Origin of the sequence: Streptosporangium sp. NPDC000563, assembly GCF_040299985.1 — a bacterium.
GTDB lineage: Bacteria > Actinomycetota > Actinomycetes > Streptosporangiales > Streptosporangiaceae > Streptosporangium.
Genome location: NZ_JBEPDA010000001.1, coordinates 207277 through 226150 on the forward strand (window position 1 = coordinate 207277; position 18874 = coordinate 226150).

Genomic DNA, 18874 nt, shown 5'->3' on the forward strand with positions numbered 1-18874 from the left:
ACCAACCGGTGCGGTACGTCGAATCCACGTTTTCTCTCACCTGATCTTCGGCATCCCACATCCATCGGAGATTTTTTGTGGACGCTCTCACCGTAAGAGCCCGTGAGCTGGCGGCGGCCGGAAGGCTACCCGCCTATGTGTACGACCTGGCCGCCCTGGACGCGCACGCGGCGGCGGTGCGGGCGGCGCTTCCGGGAGTCGAGCTGTACTACGCGGCGAAGGCCAACCCGGACCCGGAGTTGCTGCGGGTGCTGGCCCGGCACGTGGACGGGGTCGAGGTCGCCTCCGGTGGCGAGCTGGAGCATGTGCGGGGTGTGCTCCCCTCGGCCAGGATCGCGTTCGGCGGCCCCGGCAAGACCGACGACGAGCTCCGGCTCGCCCTCGATCACGGCGTCGAACGGCTGCACGTGGAAAGCCCGAACGAGTTGCGCCGCCTGATCGCCACCGGGCGGGAGGCCGACGTGCTGCTCCGCGCCAACCTCGCCCTCTCGCTGGGGGACGTGGCCCTGGCGATGGGCGGCGGCGCGACCCCCTTCGGCATGGACCCGGCCGGCGTCGAGGAGTGCCTCGCGCTTCTGGAGCGCCAGGACGCGGTGCGCCTGCGCGGCGTCCACGCCCACCTGGCCAGCGGCCTGGACGCCCCGCGCATGCTGGAGGTCGCCGACGGCGTGCTCGGCTACGCCCGCGGTCTTGGCCTGACCGAGATCAACCTCGGTGGCGGCATGGCCGTCGACTACGCCGACCCCGGCGCCGTCTTCGACTGGGAGACCTACGGCAAGGGTTTGGCGGGGCTGCGCCGCCCCGGTGAGACGCTGCGCGTCGAGCCCGGCCGGTCCGTGTCGGTCTACTGCGGGCGGTACGTGACCCGTGTGCTGGACGTCAAGCGGGTCCACGGCGAGTTGTTCGCCATCGTGGCGGGTGGGACCCACCACATCCGCACGCCCGCGACCAAGGGCCACGACCAGCCGATGGTCATCGCCGAGGAGGGCGATCCGGTCACGATCGTCGGCCAGCTCTGCACTCCCAAGGACACCCTCGCGCGCCGGGTCCCGGCGGCTTTGGCGACCGGCGATCTGGTGCAGTTCCTGATGGCCGGCGCCTACGCCTGGAACATCTCCCACCACGATTTCCTGATGCACCCGCATCCGGAGTTCTCGTACGTCCGAGGTGTGCCGTCCCGACGCCGCGAAAGCCCTCGGCTCTTCCTGGAGCCGAGGGCTTCGACGATTTCCCGGTGATGGGCGCCGTGACACTTCCCGGTGATGGGCGCCGTGACACGGAGAGATCAGGACACCTCTCTCGGAGCCGTCCGGCGCCGAGGGCGGTGAGAGTCCGCCCTCGACATCGACACGACAGTGCGTCGAGCGAGGCTCGACACGACGGGGTGTCGGGCCGGGAAGGTCAGGCGGCGAGGCGCAGACCGAGGGCGGTGAGGCTGGTGCGGGCCCAGTCGAGCTCCTCGGCGATCACGTTGACCAGGGCGCCGGGGCCCTTGCCCCGCAGGGGCACGGCCAGATCGTGGGTCTCCACCTCGATGTGGGCGGTGCCGTTCACCGCGCCGGAGAGCATCGCGGTGAGGGTGTCCTCCAGGACCGGGCGGGTGCTGGGAAGCTCCTGGCACGCGGCGGCCATGTGGTTGTGTACGTGGCCGAGCTTCACCACGGGGGCTCCGGTGTCCGCCAGGCCGCGCAGGGCGGCTCCCGGCTCCTCAGAGCCGCCCGCGAGATAGCAGGCGTCCAGGCAGATGCCCAGGTGCTCGGAGTCGATGCCGCCGACCCGGTCGAGGGCCTGCTTGGTGGTCTCCAGCACGCATCCGGGCCACGGCTCGAAACCGACCCTGATCGTCTTGCCGGTGACGCTGTACAGACCGCGCAGCTCGCGGGCGAGGCGCTCCATCCGTCGCGAGGCGATCGAGTGCAGGTCGGCGGGCCAGTCGCGGCGCCAGCCGATGGGGATGGTGGAGATGCTCCCGAAGCGGACGTCCTGCGGGAGCAGGAAGGCGAGGATCCTGGCCAGCGCCATCGTGTAGCGGTAACGCTCGGGCTTGGCCCAGTCGGGGCCGGGGACCTCCTGGTTCCTGCCGCCGGTGCCGTTGAGGCTGACGACCTCCAGGCCACGCTCCTCAAGGGATCGGCGCAGGCGCACCAGCTCGATCCTGTCGGAGGTGAGATGGTCGGCGACGCTCGGGGAGAGCCAGAGGCCGACCCCCATGCGCTCCACCCCGAGGCGCTTGCGCACCGGCACCGCGTACCGGGTGAGGTGCGCGATGAGGTTCTCCAGATCCTCGGCGGGGTGCACGCCCGCGTTGTAGGCCAGGTGAACGAGCGTCCCGTCCTCATGCCGTAAACGCATGCGTGCCTCCAAAGCGTGCTTCCGTGTAAGCGTCCTCGATGACCCCCGCGCCGCTCGTCGACGGCGGCGCGAGCCGGAGCCCTCCCGGCCGGGAGTCCGGCCCGGTCGTCTGAAGCATCCCGCGCGGGCACCGATCTCCGCGTCACTCTCGGAGCTGATTCCTCGGTACGTCGCCGGGCTTACCTCGATACCGCTCTCACCGCAGCCTGTACTGCTTTCAGATCATCCGGGTGAGAGCCACCGAACTCACTCTACAGAGTGTAGTACTACCTGTCGTGGCGAAACACCGTCTTAGATAACAAATGAGCAGACCCCGCCGTGAGTCTCCTCACGGCGGGGTCTGCTCATTTGGCCTGAATCAGGCCATGTCCGGCCTGCCCCGGTCCTGGATCGGCTACACGATGGCCGCGGCCGAGTCGGGGACCTGGGGAGACGGCGCGTTCTCACCGATGAAGGTGAACTTCGCGTTCTCCCCCTCGCCCTCGATCCCGATCTTCACGATCTGGCCGGGACGGAGCTCCCCGTACAGGATCTTCTCGGACAGGATGTCCTCCAGCTCGCGCTGGATCGTACGGCGGAGCGGACGGGCGCCCATCACGGGGTCGTAGCCACGGTCGGCCAGCAGCTGCTTGGCCTCCTGCGTGAGCTCCATCCCCATGTCGCGGTCCTTCAGACGCAGGCTCACCTGGGCCAGCATCAGGTCGACGATGCGGATGATCTCCTTCGGCGTGAGCTGGTGGAAGACCACGATGTCGTCGACACGGTTGAGGAACTCCGGCCGGAAGTGCTGCTTGAGCTCCTCCTGGACCTTCGACTTCATCCGGTCGTAGTTGGACTCGGCGTCGTTGTTCTTCGCGAAGCCGACGCCCTGCCCCTTGGAGATGTCTCGGGTGCCGAGGTTCGTCGTCATGATGATGACGGTGTTCTTGAAGTCGACCACCCGGCCCTGGGCGTCGGTCAGGCGACCGTCCTCCAGGATCTGCAGCAGCGAGTTGAAGATGTCGGGGTGGGCCTTCTCGATCTCGTCGAACAGGACGACCGAGAACGGCTTGCGCCGCACCTTCTCCGTCAGCTGACCGCCCTCCTCGTATCCGACATAGCCGGGAGGCGAGCCGAAGAGACGGGAGACGGTGTGCTTCTCCATGAACTCCGACATGTCCAGCATGATCAGCGCGTCCTCGTCCCCGAACAGGAACTCGGCCAGCGCCTTGGACAGCTCGGTCTTACCGACACCGGACGGACCGGCGAAGATGAACGAGCCACCCGGACGGCGCGGGTCCTTCAGACCGGCGCGCGTACGGCGGATCGAGCGGGACAGACCCTTGATGGCGTCGTCCTGGCCGATGATCCGCTTGTGGAGCTCGTCCTCCATGCGGAGCAGTCGCTGGGACTCCTCCTCGGTGAGCTTGAAGACCGGGATGCCGGTGGCGGTCGCCAGGACCTCCGCGATGAGCTCCTCGGTGACCTCGGCGACGACGTCCATGTCGCCGGCCTTCCACTCCTTCTCACGGCGCTCGCGCTTGAGCTGGAGCTGCTTCTCCTGGTCACGCAGCGCGGCGGCCTTCTCGAAGTCCTGCGCGTCGATCGCGGACTCCTTGTCGCGCCGCACGTTGGCGATCTTCTCGTCGTACTCGCGGAGGTCCGGCGGCGCGGTCATGCGGCGGATGCGCATGCGCGAGCCGGCCTCGTCGATGAGGTCGATCGCCTTGTCCGGCAGGAACCGGTCGCTGATGTAGCGATCGGCCAGCTGCGCGGCGGCCACCAGGGCGCCGTCCGTGATGGAGACGCGGTGGTGTGCCTCGTAACGGTCGCGCAGGCCCTTGAGGATCTCGATCGTGTGGCTGAGGCTGGGCTCGGCCACCTGGATCGGCTGGAAGCGTCGCTCCAGCGCCGCGTCCTTCTCCAGGTGCTTGCGGTATTCGTCGAGGGTGGTGGCCCCGATGGTCTGCAGCTCGCCTCGGGCCAGCATCGGCTTCAGGATGCTGGCGGCGTCGATCGCGCCCTCGGCGGCACCCGCGCCGACGAGCGTGTGGAGCTCGTCGATGAACAGGATGATGTCGCCTCGGGTGCGGATCTCCTTGAGGACCTTCTTCAGCCGCTCCTCGAAGTCACCGCGGTAACGGGAACCGGCCACGAGGGCGCCCAGGTCGAGGGTGTAGAGCTGCTTGTCCTTGAGCGTCTCCGGCACCTCGCCCTTGACGATCTTCTGGGACAGGCCCTCCACGACGGCGGTCTTGCCGACGCCGGGCTCTCCCACCAGGACCGGGTTGTTCTTGGTCCTGCGGGACAGGACCTGCATGACCCGCTCGATCTCCTTCTCCCGGCCGATGACCGGGTCGAGCTTGCCCTCACGGGCGGCCTGCGTCAGGTTGCGGCCGAACTGGTCCAGCACAAGGGAGGTCGACGGTGCGGCCTCGGTCGGACCGCCCGCGGCGGCCGGCTCCTTGCCCTGGTAGCCGTGGAGCAGCTGGATGACCTGCTGCCGGACCCGGTTGAGATCGGCCCCCAGCTTCACCAGCACCTGGGCGGCGACGCCCTCGCCCTCACGGATGAGGCCGAGCAGGATGTGCTCGGTGCCGATGTAGTTGTGTCCCAGCTGCAGGGCTTCGCGGAGCGACAGCTCAAGGACCTTCTTGGCACGCGGGGTGAACGGAATGTGCCCCGACGGCGCAGACTGACCCTGGCCGATGATCTCCTCGACCTGCTGACGCACACCTTCAAGACTGATGCCGAGGCTCTCCAGAGCCTTGGCGGCAACGCCTTCACCTTCATGGATCAAGCCAAGAAGAATGTGCTCCGTACCGATGTAGTTGTGGTTGAGCATCCGGGCCTCTTCTTGGGCCAGGACGACAACCCGCCGTGCGCGGTCGGTGAACCTCTCGAACATCTCGTCGCTCCTCACAGAGCGGTCAGGCAGGTCCGGGATATCCGAGCCCTGTCATCCCGCATGGTAGCCCCGACCCGGCGACCGCTCTATGCAGAAGACGTTCCCCGAGCGCAGGGCGTTCACCCTCCATCCAACTACTTATGGGGGGTGCGATGTTCCCGCTACGCCGCAAGCGAACGACGTTTGTCTTCCAGTAAAACGCATCATGCGGTCATGGCCGCCACCGGACCCCACCGTGACCGCCATAACCGCATGATTCACTCGATCTACTGAGCCGATCTAGTGAGCCTGCTCGTACTGCTCGACGATCTTCGAGGCGATCCGACCGCGCTCGCTGACATTGAGTCCGTGAGACTTCGCCCACGCCCGGATGTCGGCGCTCTTCTCTCGCGTGAGTGCCCGCGCTCCGCCTGCGCGGCGGCGGCGGGGAGCCAGGGCGCCGGAACGGCGGGCGCTCTGCACGAAAGGCGACAGGGAGTCGCGGAGCTTCTTCGCGTTAACGTCACTCAGGTCAATCTCATAGCTGGTGCCGTCAATCGCGAAGGCGACAGTCTCATTGGCCTCGCCCCCATCGAGGTCGTCGATGAGAATCTCCTGGATCTGCTTGGCCATCTACACAATCCTTTCGCGGAGTATTGTTTCATTCGCAAGCTAAACATATACCCGCGATCGAAGAGCGGCAATTCCAGGAGCTCGGCGATTCTCACAGGCAACCGAGACTCACCGGTCGAGCCTCCGGTGGATCAGCTCTTCTGCGACTCGGGGTCGGGCCGTTTTGCCGGACGTCGGCCGGCGGCTTCACTCCGAAGTAGCTTGACGACTCCGAAGATGAAGGCCCCGCCGACGACCGCCGGGGGTATCAACGCGGACAATACGTCGTACATTCGCCCTCGCTCCGCACCGTGGGTGGCTTTCTGGGGACCATGAAAATGTGGCGGCGGCTCTCCGGGCCTCGCGAGCGCACCCGATCGCTGGAACCGCCCATAGATGACCATAGCGCCACCGACCGGCGACACGCGCGCAGGGGCGACCATGCCGTCTTCCTCCAGCCTAATGCTTCTCTCCAGCTCTCTTACCGGTTGTGGTCGTAAAGGCACGAGGAAAAACCAGGTGGACGATCAGGTGATCATCATCGTCGCCGTAATACCAATGCCGCACGGCTTCCGCGCCGCCGCGCCACCGACCTCCCGGCGACGAAGTCCCTGCTGAAGGGGGCTGTCCGCCGGGATGAACAACACCTTGCCATGGAGCCTGAGATCGCCGCCGACGACTTCATCGCGAGAATGCCCTCCGTCGACAGAACGCCCGGACGGGGAGCTGCTCGCTTCATCACCTCGGTGTGAACCGATGTGACACAAGTGTATGGAACAAGACGGATCTTCAACACTTTCTTGCCAAGAGTACGACCCACTCCGGCACGGAGTACATAGTCGTAGACCGTATAACCACCAAACGCGATGCACTCCTCAGACAACCTCGCCAACACCGGGCGCCCCGATCCGGATCCGTAAGAAGGTCTTCACCGGCCGCCCCGAACACACGGCGGAAGGCGAAGAAGAGAATCCGACGCGAGGTCACCGAGGATGCCGGAGGCGCGCGGCGCCGACCATTCGGCGAGTAGTGCACGAACCCCCGACGGGGACGGATCCGGCATTGACCCCTCATAGGGCGCCCAGGGCGGACGTGAGCCCGTTGTGGGCAACGTACGCGAATATTCCGGCGAGCGGGTCGAGACTCGGTCATAACTTCCCCCGCGTTGCTCAGGGCGCGGCAAATGGTTTTGAGGCTTCCACGCCCCGGCCCCCGAGACCCTTACGGGCCCCTAAGGGCCCCCGTTTTCTCACCCGCGCACGAAAACGGGGCCGGCGGTTGAACCGCCGGCCCCGTTATTCAGGGGACTACTTGATCTTGACGACGACCGTCCCCGCCACCTTGTCGTGCAGGGCCTGCTGCAGCGGCTTGTCCCACAGCAGCCACAGGACGTTCACGAGGCTGAAGATGTTGAAGAGGAAGCCGACAAAGGGGATCCAGCTCAGGAACTGCGGGCCGAAGAACACCCCGGCGCGCTTGACCGCCATGTCGGAGCCGAGCCCACCGGGCGGCAGGGCACTGCCGACCGGCACGACCTTGATGCCCATGACCATCTTGCCGACCGTCTGGCCGCCCCTGCTGAGCATGAGGAACTCGTAGGCCATGTAGATCGACGCGCTGACCAACGCGATGAGGAGCCCGGCGAGGAAGGTCCCGCTCCCCTCCGTGATCGACGTGCCGTCGAAGGTGGGGGCGGTCACCAGCATCGCGGTCAGCACCAGGCTGATGATGACCCCCGGGATCGCCAGGATGATCCCGTCGACCAGCCTCGCCAGCAGCCGCTGCCACCACTCCGCGAGCGGGGCGGGCGCCCCGGGAGGACCGCCGTACGGCTGACCGTAGCCCTGCTGCCCGTACCCGGGCTGCTGGCCGTAGCCCTGCTGCCCGTAGTCGGGCTGCTGACCGTAACCCTGCTGGCCGTACTGCTGCCCGTAGTCCGGCTGCTGCCCGTAGCCGGGCTGCGGGGCCCCCTGCTGGCCGTAGCCCGGCTGCTGGCCGTAAGCCTGCTGGCCGTAACCGGGCTGGGACTGCTGGCCGTAGCCCGACTGCTCGTGGGACGCCTGCTGGCCGTAACCGGGCTGCTGCTGCCCGTACGACCCCGTCCCGCCCTGCTGGCCGTAGCCGGGCTGCTGGCCGTAACCCTGCTGCTGGGACTGCTGCCCGTAGCCGGGCTGCTGCTGCCCGTACGACCCCGTCCCGCCCTGCTGGCCGTAGCCCTGCTGCTGGGACTGCTGCCCGTAGTCGGGCTGCTGGCCGTAACCCTGCTGGCCGTAACCGGGCTGCTGGCCATAGCCCTGCTGCCCGTAACCCTGGCCGTAGCCGGGCTGGCTCTGTCCTGGGCCGGTGTTCGGCTGTGAGGCCTCCGACCGATATCCCATGACCGTTACGTCGGGATCGAGTTCGCCAGCGGCTCGACCCGCGTTGTGCTGTCCGTAATCCGGGTGTCCCGACGGTGTGCGATCGCGGTCGGGATCATCCTGTGGATACGGCGGCTGTCCGGTGCTCACCGCGTCACCTCACTTAGACTGCGCATGTGGCAAATGTCAGACGCACATGCTTGCTGCTGCACAAGGTATCGACATAGGTATCGACAGTCACCTTTCCGATCAGTCAGCTCTAAAGTCATCACAGTCGGGCTCACGTGTCAGGTGGAGCAACATCCGGGTGTTTCCCAAGGTGTTGGGCTTGACGTGCTCCAGATCGAGAAACTCCGCCACGCCCTCGTCGTAGGAGGCGAGAAGCTCCGCGTAGACCGCGGGGGCGACGGGCGTGCCCTGGATCTCGCGGAAACCGTGCCTGGCGAAGAAGTCGACCTCGAAGGTGAGACAGAAGACCCGGCGCAGGCCCAGCTCCGCGGCCGTGCGAATGAGGGCGGAGACGATCCGGTGGCCGATTCCCATCCCGCGACGGGTCGGATCGACGGCCACGGTGCGGATCTCGGCCAGATCCTCCCAGAGGACGTGGAGAGCCCCGCAGCCGATGACCGCCCCCTCGGCGTCGGTGGCGACCCAGAACTCCTGAACGTCCTCGTACAGGGTGACGGTGGCCTTCTCCAGCAGGCGGGGGCCGACGCCGCCGTAGGTGTCGACGAGCCGCCTGATCGCGCGGACGTCCGGGGTCCGGGCACGACGGACCGAGACCTCGGCGACCTCGGCGGCCTTGGCGATCTCCGCGACCTCGGCCGCCTCGGGCAGGGGCGGGTCAGGCTCCGCCCCCTCGGGTCCCGCGCGTCGCTCCCCGCCGCCCGGGGTGCGCACGACCGGCACGGGAGAATGCTCAGCAAGCTGCTCCATGACCGTTCAGCGTACGTCCTCACCGGTCTTCAATTACGGCTCCTCCTTAACTCGCGGCACACCCCCCTCACATGACCGCCGGTAATCGCTTTACCACACTGGGCGCGCGGCATCTCACGTGTGCCACAACTCACCTTTGGTACGGTCCCGGACCTGGGAAGACCTTCCCCACACCCCCCGCCGGGGAGGTAAAGGCAGCGTAATGGCCATGTTGATCATATTGACATGTGATCTTTCCGTGACACTTCAGTTGCGGAACCTCCACTGAATTCGCAGTTCTGGTTGAGCAGGAACCACGGGTGCACTAATCTCCGTGCTCGATGTCAGAGACGTAAAAGCCTGACCCGCCGAATCCCTCACCACGGGGAACCGGGGACCCACCACGTCCTTGGGGGTGAATCCGAGTGCCAACGGCGCACTCGGTAGGGCTGCCTCCGGCCCGAACCCGTCAGCTAACCCGGTAGGCGGCCGAGGAGAGGAGCCCGTTGGTGAAGCGCGAGCGCGACCGCGGAGGAAAGAACGCGGGCGACGACGCCCGCCGTCGAGAACGCGCGCCGCGCGGGCTGCGCCGCCGCATGGCGGTGATCGGCCTGGCATTCGCCACCCTCACTCTCGGCACACCGACGGTCGCGGCCACCGCCGACCCCGAACCCAGCCTCCAGCAGCTGGCCAAGCAGGCCGAGAAACTGCACGAGGAGATCGGCGTCCTCGCCGAGCGGTACAACGGCGAGCGGGTCAAGCTCAGGCAGGCCCAGCGGGCCGCGGAGAGCGCCGAGAAGATCCTCGCGTCGAGCGAGTCGGAGCTGGCCTCCCGTCGCACCAAGGCCACCCTCCTGGCGCAGAGCACCTACATGTCGGGCGGCCTGAACTCCGGACTCGCCTTCACACAGGCGACGGACCCCGACACCTTCCTCGATCAGGCCACCACCAACTACGCGCTCCAGCAGCAGCAGAGCGAGGAGGTCGCCCAGGTCGCCCGGGCGATCGAGGCCGCCGAGCGGGCGAAGGCCGGCGCCAAGGCGAGGACGGCGGAGGTCAAGAAGCTCCTGGCGGAGATCGACGGCAACCGGACCAAGATCGAGCGTCTGGTCGCGCGGGTCGAGAGCGACCTGTTCAGCGAGGTGCGTGCCAGGGCCGTCGGCAACAGGGGCGCCCGGGTGAAGACCAACGTGCCCATCGTGGGCAGCGGCAAGGCCGCGGAGGCGACCCGCTGGGCGCTCACCCAGCAGCTCAAGCCGTACGTCTGGGGCGCCGAGGGTCCCAACTCCTTCGACTGCTCCGGGCTGGTCATGTGGGCCTACCAGAAGGTCGGCATCAGCCTGCCGCACTACACCGGCGACCAGTGGACCGCCGGCACCCACGTCTCCAGGAAAGAGCTGCGCCCCGGAGACCTGGTCTTCTTCTACAGCGACCTGCACCATGTCGGGATCTACATCGGCGCGGGCCTGATGGTCCACGCGCCCCGGACGGGTGACGTCGTCCACATCACCACGATCGACAACCGGCCCTTCGTCGGAGGCGTCCGCATCGCCGCCTGAGCGTGCCCCGCCCTGTCCTGCCCGCACGCGTGCCCGGCCCGACCTGCCGGGCACGCGTGCGGTGCCGTGTCAGATCAGACGACGGCGTGCGGCCCAGGCGACGGCCTCGATCGCCGTGGCGACACCGATGCGGTCGCAGATGCCTCTCAGCCTGCGCCTGACGGTCCGCCCGCTGATGTCGAGGCGACGCCCCACCCGATCGACCGTGACACCCTTGGCGAGCTCAGCCAGCAGCACGAGATCGTCATCGCTGAGACCGATATCGCTCATGCCCAGGGGGCTGTCGCCATGGCGTGAATCCACTTCTGGATATGCCATCAAGAGTCACTCCCCCCACTCTGGAAACCGGGTGCGAGACGCCGGAAATGAATACCGTCCGCCAGGAACGGTAAACGCCTTGTTCAAAGGTCGTCAAGTTCCGCTCTTCATAGCGCGCGTCCAGTATTGACATAGTAGGCGCTACATGAAGTACTCATGATATGTCAGTGCCTTTGCGGCTATGTCATGACCCATCCCGAGCACGAGCCGGCAGGTACACCTGGCTGCGGTGATCGAAGTCCTGGCAGAACAAGGTTTCGCGGGAGCCCTCGCCCCGCCGGGCACGCCGGAGCGGGCCCTCCGGAGATCCGGACTGCCCGCATTTCCCGGCAAAAACCGATCTCTTCCCGATAGTCTTCGGCGACCATCACCATCCGCCACCTTGACGACACACCGCGAAAAAGACGGAAATATAGGGGTTGAGGAAGCAACTTCGCGGCATTCGCGAAGTATCACGCGATGGCGGTAGGCCGCGAAAGCGATATTGGACGTGCTGGAAATGGATTTCTGATCCGCACGGAAAGGCGTCCGGCATTATGGGGGACCATGGGTGCGACGACCGTTTCCAGCCCTCCGCTCTCGTCCCGCCCGTCCCGTCCGTCTCGTCGACGGCCCCGCGGCACTTACGGCGGTCTCACCGCGCCACCACATGAAAACGGCGCCGGCCCCGGGCGGTGCCCGGGGCCGACGCCACCGCAAGATCCCTGCGTGCCGCCCTTCGCCGTGCTCAGGCGGTCGGCTTGACCAGCGGGAACAGGATGGTCTCGCGAATGTTCTTGCCGGTGAAGGCCATGATGAGACGGTCGATCCCAAGCCCCATGCCACCGGTGGGCGGCATCGCATATTCCAGGGCCGTGAGGAAATCCTCGTCAAGCTGCATGGCCTCCGCGTCGCCGCCCGCGGCGAGCAGGGACTGCTCGGTGAGGCGGCGGCGCTGCTCGACCGGGTCGTTCAGCTCCGAGTAACCGGTGCCCAGCTCGGTGCCGAAGCCGATCAGGTCCCACTTCTCGGTGAGGAGGGGGTTGTCCCGGTGGTTGCGCGCCAGCGGGGAGGTCTCCAGCGGATAGTCCATGACGAACGTGGGCTGGATGAGCGTGTGCTCGACGAGGGCCTCGAAGATCTCCTGGACCAGCTTGCCCTGACCCCACTTTGCGTCCCAGTGGATCTCCCGCGCGTCCGCGAGCTTGCGGACGTGCTCCAGGGGCGTCTCGGTGGTGACCTCCTCGCCCAGCGCCTCGGAGACCGATCCGTACAGGGTGATCCGCGGCCACTTCGCCAGCCCGAGATCGACCTCCTGGCCCTGGTGGACGACGACGGAGTGGCCGAGGGCCGCCATCACGGCCTTCTGGATCATCCGCTGGGTCAGGTCGGCGATGTCGTTGTAGTCGAGATACGTGCCGTACGCCTCCAGCATCGTGAACTCGGGGTTGTGGGTGGAGTCGGCGCCCTCGTTGCGGAAGTTGCGGTTGATCTCGAAGACCTTCTCCAGGCCGCCGACCACCAGCCGCTTGAGGTAGAGCTCGATCGCGATCCGGAGGTAGAGCTCCATGTCGTACGCGTTGATGTGGGTCCTGAAGGGCCTGGCCGTGGCTCCGCCGTGGATCGGCTGGAGCATCGGCGTCTCGACCTCCAGGTAGCCCTCCTCGTGCCAGAAGTCGCGGACGGCCCGGACCACGGCGCTGCGGGTGTGGGCCATCTTCCTGGCCTCGTCGTTGACGATGAGGTCGACGTAGCGCTGACGGACCCGCGCCTCGGGGTCGGTGAGCCCGGCGTGCTTCTCCGGCATCGGGCGCAGGCACTTCGACGTGATCGCCCAGCGGTCGGCGAGGATGGACAGCTCGCCCCTGCGGGAGGTGATGACCTCGCCCTCGATGCCCACGTGGTCACCGAGGTCGACGTCGCGCTTCCACGCGGCGAGGGACTCCTCGCCCACCCTGTCCAGGGAGACCATGATCTGGAGATCGCCCGAGCCGTCGCGGATGGTGGCGAAGCAGAGCTTGCCTCCGGTCCTGGACAGCATCACGCGGCCGGTGACACCCACTTTGTCGCCCGTCGCGGTGTCAGCGGAGAGATCGGCGTATTTCTGGCGGATCTCGGCGTTGGTCGCGGTGCGCGGGAAGTTCACCGGATAGGGGTCGACGTCCTCGGAACGGAGGCGGTCGAGCTTCTCCCGGCGTACGCGCATCTGCTCGGGCAGATCCTCGGCGGGGGTGGTCACGTCATCGGTCACAGTTCCAAAGGGTACCGATGCGGCGAACCCCGTGAGTTCCCCCCGTCCGGCACCGGGAGGGACTCTCCCGGTGCCCCGGCGTCCTCAGGGCGTGTTGCGGTGGTAGATCAGGCGCAGGCCGATCAGCGTGAGCCAGGGCTCGTGCATGTCGATCGAGCGGGCCTCGCTCACCACGAGCGGCGCCGCGCCGCCGGTGGCGACCACGGTGACGTCGTCGGGGTCGTCGGCGAGCTCCGCCGCCATCCGCTCGACGATCCCGTCGACCTGGCCGGCGAAGCCGTAGATGATGCCGGCCTGAAGCGCCTCGACGGTGTTCTTCGCGATCACGGAGCGAGGACGGATCAGCTCCACCTTGTGGAGTTGCGCCCCCGCCGTGGCAAGCGCGTCCACCGAGATCTCGATGCCGGGGGCGGTCACCGCGCCGACGTACTCCCCCTTGGCGGAGACGGCGTCGAAGGAGGTCGCGGTGCCGAAGTCGACGATGACGCACGGCCCGCCGTACAGCTGGATCGCCGCCAGCGCGTTGACGATGCGGTCGCTGCCGACCTCCTTCGGGTTGTCCATCCGCACCGGCACCCCGGTGCGGACGCCCGGCTCGACGATCACCGCGTTCACGTCGCCGTAGTAGCGGCGGCACATCTCACGCATCTCGTTGAGCACCGAGGGGACGGTGGAGCAGATCACGATGCCGTTGACGTCGGCGCCCTTGAGCAGCGGCGACTGCCCGAGCAGCCCCTGGAGCACGACGGCGATCTCGTCAGCCGTGCGCCGGGCGTCCGTGGCGATCCGCCAGTGCTCGATGACGTCCTCACCCTCGAAGAGTCCGAGAACGGTGTGAGTGTTGCCGACGTCGATGGCAAGCAGCATCAATTCCCCCGAAGGTCCAAGGCGATGTCCAGCGCCGGCGCCGAATGCGTGAGCGCGCCCACGGCAAGGTAGTCAACACCCGTTTCCGCCACGGCACGAGCGACCTGGAGGGTCAGTCCCCCGCTGGACTCCAGCCGCGCCCTGCCGTCCACCAGCCGTACGGCCCGCGCCAGCTCCTCGACGGTGAAATTGTCCAACAGGATCTCCTCCGCTCCCTCGGCCAGCACCGGCTCGATCTGGTCGATCCGATCGACCTCGACCTCGATCGGCAGGCCGGGAAAGGCGTCACGGACCGCCCGGAACGCCTCGGCGACCCCACCCGAGGCCACCACGTGATTGTCCTTGATCAGCGCGGCGTCCGAAAGTGACATGCGGTGATTGGTTCCGCCGCCGCACCGGACGGCGTACTTCTCCAGGGCCCGCAGTCCCGGCAGCGTCTTGCGGCTGTCCCTGATCCTGGCCCCGGTCCCCTCGACGGCCCGGACCCAGTGGCCGGTCAGGGTCGCGATGCCGGACAGGTGGGTGAGCAGGTTGAGCGCGGTGCGCTCGGCGGTCAGCAGGTCCCTGGTGGGACCGGTGACGGTCATCAGCACGTCGCCGACGGCGACGCGCTCGCCGTCCTTGACCCTGCGCTCGGTCACCAGGCGGCCCTGGCTGAGGTGGGAGAACGCGCCCTCGGCCACGGCCAGCCCCGCGACCACGCCGTCGGCGCGGGCCACCACGTCGGCGGTGGCGGTCTGGTCGGCGGGGATGGTGGCGACACTGGTGACGTCGCCCCCCTCCTGCAGGTCCTCGGCCGCGGCGGCCTCCAGGACCGCGGTCACCGCCCTCGGGTCCAGGCCCGCCTCGATGAGGTCGTTCTCCACCTGGGGCGGCAGCGCGCTCGCGCGCCGCCCGTGCGGTGCGTATGTCATGGCCAGCCCCTCCGCTGTCAGGGTGATGTCGAGGTGGCCCAGCCACCGGTCGTCGTTCCGCTCGGGAAAGTCCTCACGCCAGTGTGACCCCCGGGTCTCCTCGCGTTCGCGGGCGGCCGCCACGAGCGCGGAGGCGACCGTCAGCAGGTTGGTGGTCTCCCAGGACTCGGTGCACGGCTCGACCACCACCGGGGTCCACCTGAGGTTCAGCAGGGCCCTGGCGACCTCTCCCAGGGACTCCTGGCCGCGCAGCACGCTCGCTCCCCGGCTCATGTGCCCCTGGATCCTGCTCCGGGCCCTGGGGTCGATCAGTCCGGTGGGCCGTTCATCGGCGACCGGCCCACCCGTCGCCGGCTCGCCCACGACCGCCCCACTCGCGGCCGGCTCGTCTTCGACCGGCCGCGTCACACTCCCGACGCTCCCGGCGCTCCCGGCGCTCCCGGCGCTCCCGGCGCTCCCGGCGAGGACGGTACGCGCCTCGTGGATGTCGGCGGCGATGCGCCCGGCGAAGACCAGACCTTCCAGCAGGGAGTTGGAGGCGAGCCGGTTGGCGCCGTGCACGCCGGTGCACGCGACCTCGCCGCACGCGTACAGGCCGGGCACGCTGGTACGGCCGCGCAGGTCGGCGCGGACACCGCCGCTGGCGTAGTGGGCGGCGGGCGCGACGGGGATCGGCTGGGTGACCGGGTCGATGCCGTGTTCCAGGCAGACCGCGTGGATCGTCGGGAAGCGGGTGCGCCACTTCTCCTCGCCGAAGTGGCGGGCGTCGAGATAGACGTGGTCGGCGCCGGTGGCGCGCATCCGCCGCATGATCGCCTTCGCCACGACGTCGCGGGGGGCGAGGTCCGCGAGCTCGTGGACGTCGCGCATGAACCGGGTGCCGTCCGCGTCGACCAGCACGGCCCCCTCGCCCCTCACCGCCTCGGAGATCAGCGGCTGCTGGCCGGTGGAGTGCTCGCCGAGCCAGAGGACGGTCGGGTGGAACTGGACGAACTCCAGGTCCCTGACGACGGCGCCCGCGCGCAGCGCGAGCGCCACTCCGTCGCCGGTGGAGACGAGGGGGTTGGTGGTGGCCGAGTAGACCTGTCCCATGCCTCCCGTGGCCAGCACCACGGCCCCAGCCGTGACCGCGCCCACCCCGTCGCGCTCACCCTCGCCCATGACGTGCAGGGTCACCCCCGCGGTGCGGCCCTCGGCGTCCTTGAGGAGGTCGAGGACGAGCGCGTGCTCGATCACCTCGATCCCCGACTCCCTCACGGCCTGGACGAGCGCCCTCTGCACCTCGGCCCCGGTGGCGTCGCCTCCCGCGTGCACGATGCGGTCGCGCCGGTGGCCGCCCTCCCTGGTGAGCTGGAGTGCCCCCGAGGCGTCGGTGTCGAACCGGGCGCCCATCGCGATCAGGCCGCGCAGCGCGTCGGGCCCCTCGGTCACCAGGGTCCGGACGGCCTCCTCGTCGCAGAGGCCCACTCCGGCGACGAGCGTGTCGGAGAGATGTTCCTCGGGGGTGTCCCGCGGGTCGAGCACGGCGGCGATGCCGCCCTGTGCCCAGCGGGTCGATCCCGAGGACAGGACGTCCTTGGTGACGACGAGGACCTTCGCCCCGGGGTCGAGGGCGGCGGACCGCAGTGCCAGGGTGAGGCCGGCGATGCCGGAGCCCACCACGACCACGTCCGCCCGTACCGTCCAGCCCGGAGCGGGAGCGGTCAACCTCTGGGGAATGGCCGGGATGCTCATAGCCGCCTCCTCGCGGGGCTCGTTAGAGGCCGTTCATTTCGTCAGTGTGACGATAACGCCCCCCGCGAATCGGCTGTTCCCCGGGGTAGGACATTTCGCCCGAATGCCGAAATCATGGCAGCTCGGGACCGTACACCCCGACGGAGGTCGAAACGGGAGCCCTCCTCCGCGACTCACGGGCCCCGCCGCCGAACGGCCGCGGATCAGCGAATGTCGAGCGTGACGTTGTCGATCAACCTGGTGGACCCCACCCTCGCGGCCACCGCGAGGATCGCCTCACCCGTGTGGTCGTCGCCGACCTCCGCGAAGGTCGCCGGGTCGACCAGGACGAGGTAGTCGACCGCGAGCGACGGCTCGGCCTCCAGGACGGCGAGGGCGGCCCGGCGGATCTCCGCGGGCGCGCGCCGCCCGGCTCCCACCCCAAGGGTGCGGGTCGCGCCGTCACCGCGGTCGAGAGCCTGCCCGGCCCCGGCCTCAAGGGCGCGGGACAGGGCGAGGGCCGCCACCCGATCGTCCCGCGACAGGTAACGGTTGCGGCTGGACAGCGCCAGACCGTCCGGCTCGCGGACCGTGGGCCCCCCGAGGATCGAGACCGGCAGGTTCAGGTCGGCGACCATCCTGCGGATCATCGCGAGCTGCTGGGCGTCCTTCTGCCCGAACACCGCCACGTCCGGCTGGACCAGGTTGAACAGCTTCAGCACCACGGTCAGCACGCCGTCGAGGTGGCCCGGCCTGAACTCCCCCTCGACGACCGAACCCATCTCGCCCGCGGACACGCCGACCTGCCTGTCCGGCAGGTACATGTCCTCGGCCGAAGGGGCGAACACCACGCCCACCCCCTCGGCCGCGCAGGCTTCGAGGTCGGCGTCGAACGTACGGGGATAGCGGGAGTAGTCCTCGGTGGGCCCGAACTGGAGCGGGTTCACGAAGATGCTCACCGCCACGTGCGCGGCCCTCTCGCGGGCCAGCCGGATGAGCGAGCGGTGTCCCTCGTGCAGCGCGCCCATCGTCGGTACGAGCGCCAGCGCGCTTCCCCCGGAAAAGGCGCCCGCGCCGATCCCCAGGGTCTCGCGGGCCTTGAGCAGCCCCGCACGGTCGTCCGCCACGATCATTGGAACCTCCCGGGGGTTCAGGTCCATTTGTTGCCGCCGAGGGCGTCCAGAAGGCGCTCGGCGGCCTCGGGCTTGAGCAACCCGGCCGCCAGCGCCCGGTCGGCGGTGAGTCTGGCCAGCGCCACGTAGGCGTCCGCCGCCTCGGGGGCGGCGAGGATGAGCGCGTCCACGTGTCTGCGGACGGTCCCCGCGTCGCCGCGCACCACCGGGCCGGTCAGCCCCGCGATGCCGAGCCGCAGCACGTTCTCCAGGGCCGCGCCGAGCAGCGGGCCGAGCATCCTGCCCGGCTGCTCCACGCCGATCCTCTCCAGCAGTTCCGAGGACTCCGCGACGAGCGTCACCATGTGGTTGGCCGCCCCCGCCAGGGCCGCGTGGTAGAGCGGCCGGTCCTCGTCGGCGATCCAGACCGGCTCGCCCTCCATCTCGATGACAAGGGCCTCGGCCACCGGGCGAAGCGCGTCGGGAGCGGTCACCCCGTACGAGATCCCGGTGAGGCGGCGCAGGTCGTCGTCGCGGCCGGTGAAGGTCATCACGGGGTGCAGTGCGAGCGGCAGCGCCCCGGCCTTGATCGCCGGGTTCAGCACGGCGAGGCCGTACGCGCCGCTGGTGTGCGCCACCAGCTTGCCGCGCAGGTCGGCGCCGGTCTCCACCAGGCCGGAGACCAGGTCCGGCAGTACGTCGTCGGGGACGGTGAGCAGGACGAGATCCGCGCCCGCCACCACGTCCTCGGGTCTCGCGGGGACGAGCCCGAGCCGCTCGACCGCCCGCTCCCTGGAGGCGTCGGAGACGCCGCTCGTCGCGACCACCCGGTGCCCCGCCCTGACGAGCGCGGCGCCGAGCGCCGAACCGACCTTGCCCGCTCCAACCACTCCGACGGCCAGCCGTGCCGGGCGATCGACTGCGTCCATGACGTCCCGTCCTTCGACCATGTGGGTTCCGTGCCCGATTGACCAGAGTAACGGGCCGTGCTGTCGCGACCGCGTCAAGACGCGTGTTCGGCAACGGAGGCGAGGTCTCCTCCCGGTATGCCCGGATCGG

At 68.6% G+C, this 18874-nt stretch carries 13 protein-coding genes and 1 riboswitch; of the genes, 2 read left to right on the forward strand and 11 right to left on the reverse strand.

Annotation, left to right across the window (positions count from 1 at the left end; translation table 11 throughout):
* Nucleotides 1-77: 77 nt before the first annotated feature.
* Complete coding sequence (locus ABT352_RS01030; RefSeq protein WP_350941522.1) at nt 78-1238, forward strand: alanine racemase; 1161 nt, start codon at nt 78-80, stop codon at nt 1236-1238.
* A 163-nt stretch (nt 1239-1401) separates the two neighbouring features.
* Here the strand turns inward: ABT352_RS01030 and ABT352_RS01035 are convergent, their stop codons facing one another.
* The 5 genes from ABT352_RS01035 to ABT352_RS01055 all read right to left on the reverse strand — a co-directional run bounded on the left by ABT352_RS01035 (nt 1402) and on the right by ABT352_RS01055 (nt 8997).
* Nucleotides 1402-2352: a TIM barrel protein gene (locus ABT352_RS01035; protein WP_350941523.1), complete on the reverse strand. Its 951-nt coding sequence runs from the start codon at nt 2350-2352 to the stop codon at nt 1402-1404.
* A 394-nt stretch (nt 2353-2746) separates the two neighbouring features.
* The gene (locus ABT352_RS01040) at nt 2747-5239 is read right to left on the reverse strand and encodes an ATP-dependent Clp protease ATP-binding subunit (protein WP_350941525.1); all 2493 of its coding nucleotides are present in this window, start codon (nt 5237-5239) and stop codon (nt 2747-2749) included.
* Nucleotides 5240-5518: 279 nt separating this feature from the next.
* Nucleotides 5519-5851 (reverse strand): histone-like nucleoid-structuring protein Lsr2, encoded by a 333-nt coding sequence (locus ABT352_RS01045; protein WP_350941526.1) that lies wholly within the window; start codon nt 5849-5851, stop codon nt 5519-5521.
* Between the two features lie 1286 nt (nt 5852-7137).
* Complete coding sequence (locus ABT352_RS01050; protein WP_350941527.1) at nt 7138-8208, reverse strand: RDD family protein; 1071 nt, start codon at nt 8206-8208, stop codon at nt 7138-7140.
* A gap of 228 nt (nt 8209-8436) precedes the next feature.
* Nucleotides 8437-8997, reverse strand: a complete 561-nt coding sequence (locus tag ABT352_RS01055) for an amino-acid N-acetyltransferase (RefSeq protein WP_502992830.1) — start codon at nt 8995-8997, stop codon at nt 8437-8439.
* Nucleotides 8998-9458: 461 nt separating this feature from the next.
* A riboswitch (cyclic di-AMP (ydaO/yuaA leader) is annotated at nt 9459-9606 on the forward strand.
* Nucleotides 9607-9611: 5 nt separating this feature from the next.
* Here ABT352_RS01055 and ABT352_RS01060 point away from each other — a divergent pair.
* Nucleotides 9612-10661 carry a C40 family peptidase gene (locus ABT352_RS01060; RefSeq protein ID WP_350941528.1) on the forward strand — a complete coding sequence of 350 codons (1050 nt, stop codon included), beginning with the start codon at nt 9612-9614 and terminating at the stop codon, nt 10659-10661.
* A gap of 69 nt (nt 10662-10730) precedes the next feature.
* On the opposite strand, the gene ABT352_RS01065 is transcribed toward ABT352_RS01060, so the two are convergent.
* The 6 genes from ABT352_RS01065 to ABT352_RS01090 form a co-directional block, all read right to left on the reverse strand.
* A complete protein-coding gene (locus tag ABT352_RS01065; RefSeq protein WP_030905642.1) occupies nt 10731-10931 on the reverse strand; it encodes a helix-turn-helix domain-containing protein in 201 nt (66 codons plus the stop codon).
* A 775-nt stretch (nt 10932-11706) separates the two neighbouring features.
* On the reverse strand, nt 11707-13209 hold the full coding sequence (gene lysX / locus ABT352_RS01070) for a bifunctional lysylphosphatidylglycerol synthetase/lysine--tRNA ligase LysX (RefSeq protein ID WP_350941529.1): 1503 nt from the start codon (nt 13207-13209) through the stop codon (nt 11707-11709).
* Between the two features lie 84 nt (nt 13210-13293).
* Nucleotides 13294-14076 carry a type III pantothenate kinase gene (locus ABT352_RS01075; protein WP_350941530.1) on the reverse strand — a complete coding sequence of 261 codons (783 nt, stop codon included), beginning with the start codon at nt 14074-14076 and terminating at the stop codon, nt 13294-13296.
* Nucleotides 14076-16724 (reverse strand): L-aspartate oxidase, encoded by a 2649-nt coding sequence (locus ABT352_RS01080; RefSeq protein WP_350941531.1) that lies wholly within the window; start codon nt 16722-16724, stop codon nt 14076-14078. Before ABT352_RS01080 ends, ABT352_RS01075 begins: the two co-directional genes overlap by 1 nt.
* Nucleotides 16725-16927: 203 nt before the next feature.
* Nucleotides 16928-17731 (reverse strand): pantoate--beta-alanine ligase, encoded by an 804-nt coding sequence (gene panC, locus ABT352_RS01085; protein ID WP_502992832.1) that lies wholly within the window; start codon nt 17729-17731, stop codon nt 16928-16930.
* A gap of 122 nt (nt 17732-17853) precedes the next feature.
* On the reverse strand, nt 17854-18744 hold the full coding sequence (locus ABT352_RS01090; RefSeq protein ID WP_350941534.1) for a Rossmann-like and DUF2520 domain-containing protein: 891 nt from the start codon (nt 18742-18744) through the stop codon (nt 17854-17856).
* Nucleotides 18745-18874 lie beyond the last annotated feature (130 nt).

Excerpts from the sequence above, each read along its gene's own strand:
- ABT352_RS01035 (WP_350941523.1), bottom strand. The coding sequence starts at position 2,352 with ATGCGTTTACGGCATGAGGACGGGACGCTCGTTCACCTGGCCTACAAC.
- ABT352_RS01040 (WP_350941525.1), bottom strand. The coding sequence starts at position 5,239 with ATGTTCGAGAGGTTCACCGACCGCGCACGGCGGGTTGTCGTCCTGGCC.
- ABT352_RS01045 (WP_350941526.1), bottom strand. The coding sequence starts at position 5,851 with ATGGCCAAGCAGATCCAGGAGATTCTCATCGACGACCTCGATGGGGGC.
- ABT352_RS01050 (WP_350941527.1), bottom strand. The coding sequence starts at position 8,208 with ATGGGATATCGGTCGGAGGCCTCACAGCCGAACACCGGCCCAGGACAG.
- ABT352_RS01065 (WP_030905642.1), bottom strand. The coding sequence starts at position 10,931 with ATGAGCGATATCGGTCTCAGCGATGACGATCTCGTGCTGCTGGCTGAG.
- ABT352_RS01075 (WP_350941530.1), bottom strand. The coding sequence starts at position 14,076 with ATGCTGCTTGCCATCGACGTCGGCAACACTCACACCGTTCTCGGACTC.
- ABT352_RS01080 (WP_350941531.1), bottom strand. The coding sequence starts at position 16,724 with ATGAGCATCCCGGCCATTCCCCAGAGGTTGACCGCTCCCGCTCCGGGC.
- panC (WP_502992832.1), bottom strand. The coding sequence starts at position 17,731 with ATGGGCGCGCTGCACGAGGGACACCGCTCGCTCATCCGGCTGGCCCGC.
- ABT352_RS01090 (WP_350941534.1), bottom strand. The coding sequence starts at position 18,744 with ATGGACGCAGTCGATCGCCCGGCACGGCTGGCCGTCGGAGTGGTTGGA.